Genomic DNA, 5,543 nt, shown 5'->3' with positions numbered 1-5,543 from the left:
TCCCTAAGGGGTAAACCAGCAACAGGCTGACCGGAACCATCAGCAGCGCGTAGAGCAAAATCTGTGCGGCAGTGAGTCTTTCGCCCGCTACCACCGGCAGCATCGGCACCCCGGCACGGGCATAGTCTTCCCGCTTCAGAATGGCCAAAGCCCAGAAGTGGGGTGGAGTCCACAAAAAGATGATGGCGAACATCACCCACGCGGCCCAGCTGAGCTCGCCTGTGGTTGCTGCCCAGCCCACCAAAGGTGGGATCGCTCCTGCCGCTCCACCGATGACAATATTTTGCGTGCTGGAACGCTTCAGCCAGTGGGTATAGACCCCCACATACACCAGGATCCCCGACATGGCCAAACCGGCAGCCAGCAGGTTGGTGAAAATAGCCAACAACCCAAAGGCAGCCAAAGCCAGGATCCCCGAAAAAATCAGAGCATCCCGCGCCCGGATTCGACCGGAAGGCAGGGGACGATGGCGGGTTCGCTCCATCATCCGATCGATATCGGTGTCATACACCATGTTGATGACATTGGCTGCCGCCGCCGCCATTCCTCCCCCCAAAAGGGTGACGAAAAACCTAAACGGGTCGGTGTTGCCTGCCATCCACATGGCCCCAGCCGTCGTCATCAGCAAGAGGGCGATGATCTTGGGCTTCACCAACTGGCTGTAGCTGCGCAAAACCTGGACAAGCGCCTGGCGCTCGCACCCCAGAGCACATGGGCTCTGCTCAGAGGGGATCCTCCCCATCGGGTTCTGGTAGGAAGCCTGACGGTCGACTAAAACGCTATCTTGCATGAAATTCACTCACCGGTCATTTCTGCGGTCATGGCCATCCACTGGCCTTCTTCCCCCTGGGTTCGCATTCGCCAGGCCAGCACCGTAAAACCCAGCAGACAGGCCAGCAAAGCTGCCCCCATCATCTGATGGGCCACCGTTAGGGGTTCTACCTGCAGCCGGTAATGATAGGTCAAAACACCGATCCCCACCTGGGCCAACAGCAGGCCAACAGACCCATGGCCCAAGAACTTGAGAAGGCGGGGGATCCGCTTGCGCCGCAGCCCGGTGGCCACCGCTACCGCCAACACCCCAAGGGTGGCCGGAGCAACCCCCAGCAAGTGGCTATTCATCACCCAGCACAGCTCGCCGGCAGCAAAGCATTGATGCAAAGCCCATTGGGAGGCCACCAAGGCGCCCAGAAGGCTCTGGACATACACCAGCAGCACCGCCCCCAAGCCCAGCCAAGGCAAGTAGCCGACGGAAAATGGCCCTTCACCCAGTCGCAGCGGCAGGATGGAGTCCTTAGAACCGGCTCTTGTCCAGATCAGTAATCCCAGGGTGAGCAAAGTGGCAAAAAACAGCAGGCCCGTGCCCAAGTGGGCCGTCACAATATCAAAGCGCAGCAGCTCCGTGACCGTCAGCCCACCCAGGATCCCTTGCATCAAGACCAGAACAAAAGCCCAGCTCAAACCCCAGGGCAGCCAAGTGGGCAATGCCTGACGCTTCAGCCAAGCAAACCCCATCAGAACCAGCGTAGCCAAGCCTACCCCAGAAGCCACCATGCGGTGAAACCATTCCAAAAAGACTTGTAGGTTCATCTGCTGGCTGGGCACAATTGCCCCGTAGCAAAGGGGCCAATCTGGACAGGACAGCCCAGCATTCATGACGCGGGTGGCACTGCCTAACCCCATCAGCAGCCAAGTGGCCAATGCTAACCCCAGTAGGGCTTGTCCCATACGCAGGGAAAGCTTGTCTGAGAGCACAGGATTCCGCTGGGAAGAAGGTTGGGATTGATGAAAGATCGAAGAATCCATTGCAGTTGAAGGCATAGCAAAGACTGGGCTGACGGCTCGAGCATCTGCACTGAAAAAGAGGCTGGGCTGAAAAAGCCTAGCCGGCTTGGTATCGGGCCATCTGGAAACAAAGACGCAGGTTACTCGCTGACTATTCCTCGAAGCCAATCCTAAATGCGGTTTTGTGGCTGGCGAAGGCTTTTTAAGAATTTCTTTCTCAGCGCACAGGTGTTCCGAATCCTAGGCACCTCTGGGAAGTCAAGCCAGCAGACCAATCCTTTTCCCCCTGGGAGAGGGGTCGCGGCAGCGGCGCGAAGCGTTTGGGCGGCAACGGGAGTGTCTCAATCTCGTTTGGAATGACTACAATGCCTGAGCGCCAGAGGAAACCGATCAGCCAACTCCTCAACGACCAAAGAGGTTAGCTGCCAAAGTCCTTACCCACTGGCTCTGGTCGTGAAGATGAGGTAGCCGGGGGGTCATCAGCCCCAATAGGCTCAGGGGATAAGGGATCCTTATCATCGCCGCTGCAAGGGGCTATGGTGTTCAACCCAAGAAGATTGAAAAAAGGCTATCCCTGGGCAGAAGCTGGCCCGGAAATCGATCTGCCAGGCCTGTAGCCACTAGCGAATGTACTGAGCCAAAGCCCGCGAAGAATATCCCACCCGCAACTTGCGCAGGGCATCCCGCTCGATCTGACGAATCCGTTCCCGCGTTAGGTTGAAGTGATCCCCCACCTCCCGCAGGGTTCTTGCCTGTTGCCCGTCTAACCCATAGCGCAACTCCAGCACTTGCCTCTCAATCGGCTTCAGGGTTTGCATGGCAGAACGCACATCCTGCTGCATCGATTGCACGAGGATCCCTTGAAAGGGCTGCTCTTGCCGCTCATCTTGCAGCAAATCTCCAAGGCGGCTTTCTCCTTCCTGGCCGACCGGCACATCCAGCGACAGGGGCAAAGCAGCAGCCTGTTGGATCATGCGCAGTTTCTTGACTTTAATGCCCAAGGCTTCTGCCAGCTCCGCTTCGGTGGGCCGCCTCCCCTGCAGCTTCATCAGCTCGCGGTTGGTGCGCTTGAGCAGGCGTACTTTGTCGACCATGTGTACCGGCAGGCGAATCGTCCGTGCTTGATTGGCAATGCAACGGGTAATGCCTTGGCGAATCCACCAATGAGCATAGGTGCTGAAGCGAAACCCCCGCTCCGCATTGAATTTTTCGGTGGCCCGGATCAACCCGATATTGCCCTCTTGGATCAGATCCAAAAACGGCACCCCCCGATTGAGGTATTTCTTGGCAACGCTGACCACCAGGCGCAGGTTGGCGTTGATCAGCTTGCGTTGAGCTTGCTCCCCTTGTCGGATGCGGGAGCGTAGGGTGGATACGGAAATCTGCAGGGCCTCGGCCAGAGCCTCATCACTGGGATCCTCCCCCCGCCGTTGCCGCCATTCCTGCCGGGCTTGGTCGATGAGGAGCTTTTGCTGAATTTTGCGCGACAACTCGATTTCCTCAGCGTGATCGATGCGGGGCACGCGACCGATGGTATTCAGGTAGTGATCGACAGCGTCTTCATTCAACCGGGATCCGCCGGCCCCTGGCTCTGAGTCAACTTCTGCGAGGTCGTCTTGAGGGGCAGACTCGGGGTCGAACCAGAGATCGTCGAACTCCTGAGGCGAAGAGACAGAGTGTTCAGGATGAGGACGAGAAAAAACCACAGCCAGGTGAGGAGAGAACTTCATCTCCCAGTCTAAAAAGGTTTCTGCTGCTGCTGCGAGCGAAAATCGATCATGACCCTCTTTTTTGTCCGGAGATTTTTCCGTTTAGATGCGGGAACAGCAGGGATCCCGTCCGTCAAGTCCTTGTAGGCAAGGGGTCGCTCGCCAAAAAGCGGTAAGCGATTTTCGATCTAGACCTTGAGATAAGATTGTTCCTGAGCCAGTCAGCTCAACGGCTGCCGGGTGGGATCCCAGGAAAAGGGAACCTTGCCAGCTCAGGCTACCATGTGAGGATCCCTCAACTTCCTCAGTCTGGAAAAGAATATTTACGGCTTTCTGCTCCTATGGAGTCTAACGACCGGCACCATCCATCGGCCAACTTGATTGGGGAACGGGTGCGCTGGGTACGGGAGAAGCTGCAACTCACCCAAGATCAACTGGCGGGTCGCTTGGCCAAGTACGGTGTGCAGTTGGACTACGTCAAAATTGGCCAGGTGGAAAAGGGAAAACGGCGCGTCATTGACAAAGAACTGGTGGCCTTTGCCAAGGCGTTGGGGGTATCGGTCACTTGGCTGCTGAGCGGAGATGAATCCCACCTGTAGCGGCCTGCGGGAAAGTACATCCGATACAGGGATCCCGAACAAAAGGACGTGAAGATACGTAAGTATCCTGCGCTTTTCGGCGTGATCTTGGTCAATTTCCGTGTAAGTACGGTAGGCTCAATTTACGAATAGATTGGTTTGAGGCCAAACCCCAGCTTTTCCTTGACCATCCGCGGGGGTGGGAAAAGCAGAGAGATACAGCGCCGCGCCGGAAGTACGGGTTTTTCCAAGAAGGATCGGGATCACAGGCTTCTTCACCTAAACTTGATATTGTTGACTTGGCGTTAAGCTCCCGCCGTTTATCTGTTTGTGTGAGGTTTGCCGATGCTCTCTTTCTTCTTCAACTCCAACAAGGCCAACAGCCGACAAACCGGAGGCCACCGTCTGCCTGCTGCGAGCAAAACCACAGGCACGCAACGGATCCCTAACTACAACCGCCTTTCTGCCCCCCATGAGGTGCTCAAGCAGGAGAAGCAGAGGAAGCGGGAGCAAGAGTTTACCGAAATGGAGCAAAACATCAATCGCATTCGCTACTTCATACCAAAAAGCAGACATGCCCCTGGAGATGCGGCAAATTCTGACCTACCGTAAGCTGATGGAGCTGGACTACTTTACCCCACAGGCGGCAAAAGAGCTGCTCAAGCAATGGCAGCAGCAGGAAGAGCAAGAACGCCGTCGGGCTTGAGAAAAGGGCAATCGAACCTTGGCAAGTAGGCTTGTTGAGCCAAGAGTTCCCGGTCTCCAGGTGGGGGAGCGTCTACGGGTAAAGGCCGCGATCCTGTAGGGCTTGGGCCACTCGGCCTACCCCTAGGGTGTAGGCAGCCAGTCGCAGCGACACTTGCCGCCGTTCTGCCTCCTGCACCACCCGTTCAAAGGCACGTACCATCAGACCTTCCATTTCTTGATAAACTCGCTCTTCATCCCAGAAGACGTAAGAGAGTCCCTGCACCCACTCCAGATAGCTCACCACCACTCCACCGGCATTGGTTAGGATATCCGGCAATACCTGGATCCCTCGCGATTCCAAAATCCGGTCGGCGGCAAGGGTGGTTGGCCCGTTGGCAGCTTCTGCCACAATCCGGGCTTGAATTTGGTGGGCATTGGCTTCGGTAATTTGATTTTCCAGAGCGGCAGGGATCAACACATCCGCTTTTTGCACCAGCAGGTCGGCATTGCTAATGGGCTCAGCTTGCGGAAAGCCCGCCATGCGGCCTCCCTGTTCCTTCATGTGGGCTTTGAGGGCGGGGATATCCAGTCCTTTGGGGTTATAAAGGCCCCCAGAACTGCCGGAAACCGCCACAATCTTAGCTCCCGCCTCATGCAGCAAGCTGGCCGCTGCTCCACCCACATTGCCAAAACCTTGGATCAACACCGTTGCCCCTGCCAGGGATCCACCATGTCGGGCCAAGGCTTCCCGTACCGTGATCATCACCCCCCGTCCGGTGGCCAG

General features: G+C 56.8%; 7 protein-coding genes. 2 read left to right on the top strand and 5 right to left on the bottom strand.

Annotation, left to right across the window (positions count from 1 at the left end):
* The 3 genes from NW837_RS03575 to NW837_RS03565 form a co-directional block, all read right to left on the bottom strand.
* Window positions 1-742: heme o synthase (locus NW837_RS03575; RefSeq protein WP_414329308.1), on the bottom strand; the 742-nt coding region annotated here is incomplete at its 3' end.
* Between the two features lie 53 nt (window positions 743-795).
* A complete protein-coding gene (locus NW837_RS03570) occupies window positions 796-1,728 on the bottom strand; it encodes a COX15/CtaA family protein (protein ID WP_414329307.1) in 933 nt (310 codons plus the stop codon).
* A gap of 677 nt (window positions 1,729-2,405) precedes the next feature.
* Window positions 2,406-3,515 carry an RpoD/SigA family RNA polymerase sigma factor gene (locus tag NW837_RS03565; RefSeq protein ID WP_414329306.1) on the bottom strand — a complete coding sequence of 370 codons (1,110 nt, stop codon included), beginning with the start codon at window positions 3,513-3,515 and terminating at the stop codon, window positions 2,406-2,408.
* 320 nt (window positions 3,516-3,835) lie between these two features.
* Between NW837_RS03565 and NW837_RS03560 the strand changes: the two genes are divergently transcribed.
* Window positions 3,836-4,093 (top strand): helix-turn-helix domain-containing protein, encoded by a 258-nt coding sequence (locus tag NW837_RS03560; RefSeq protein WP_041436246.1) that lies wholly within the window; start codon window positions 3,836-3,838, stop codon window positions 4,091-4,093.
* Window positions 4,094-4,351: 258 nt separating this feature from the next.
* Here the strand turns inward: NW837_RS03560 and NW837_RS03555 are convergent, their stop codons facing one another.
* On the bottom strand, window positions 4,352-4,648 hold the full coding sequence (locus tag NW837_RS03555; protein ID WP_414329305.1) for a hypothetical protein: 297 nt from the start codon (window positions 4,646-4,648) through the stop codon (window positions 4,352-4,354).
* On the opposite strand from NW837_RS03555, the gene NW837_RS03550 reads away from it, so the two are divergent.
* Window positions 4,647-4,778 (top strand): hypothetical protein, encoded by a 132-nt coding sequence (locus tag NW837_RS03550; protein ID WP_414329304.1) that lies wholly within the window; start codon window positions 4,647-4,649, stop codon window positions 4,776-4,778. The two genes, NW837_RS03555 and NW837_RS03550, sit on opposite strands and share 2 nt — an antisense overlap.
* A 72-nt stretch (window positions 4,779-4,850) precedes the next feature.
* Here NW837_RS03550 and NW837_RS03545 read toward each other — a convergent pair.
* On the bottom strand, window positions 4,851-5,543 hold a 693-nt coding region (locus NW837_RS03545), incomplete at its 5' end, for a Glu/Leu/Phe/Val family dehydrogenase (RefSeq protein WP_414329303.1).

The organism is Synechococcus sp. R6-10 (genome assembly GCF_047461815.1).
Taxonomy (GTDB): Bacteria; Cyanobacteriota; Cyanobacteriia; order Thermostichales; family Thermostichaceae; genus Thermostichus.
This window is presented reverse-complemented; position numbering and strand designations above follow the sequence as displayed.

Coding starts and splice junctions, on each gene's coding strand:
- NW837_RS03560 (WP_041436246.1), top strand. CDS start 3,836: ATGGAGTCTAACGACCGGCACCATCCATCGGCCAACTTGATTGGGGAA.
- NW837_RS03550 (WP_414329304.1), top strand. CDS start 4,647: ATGCCCCTGGAGATGCGGCAAATTCTGACCTACCGTAAGCTGATGGAG.
- NW837_RS03570 (WP_414329307.1), bottom strand. CDS start 1,728: ATGGGACAAGCCCTACTGGGGTTAGCATTGGCCACTTGGCTGCTGATG.
- NW837_RS03565 (WP_414329306.1), bottom strand. CDS start 3,515: ATGAAGTTCTCTCCTCACCTGGCTGTGGTTTTTTCTCGTCCTCATCCT.
- NW837_RS03555 (WP_414329305.1), bottom strand. CDS start 4,648: ATGTCTGCTTTTTGGTATGAAGTAGCGAATGCGATTGATGTTTTGCTC.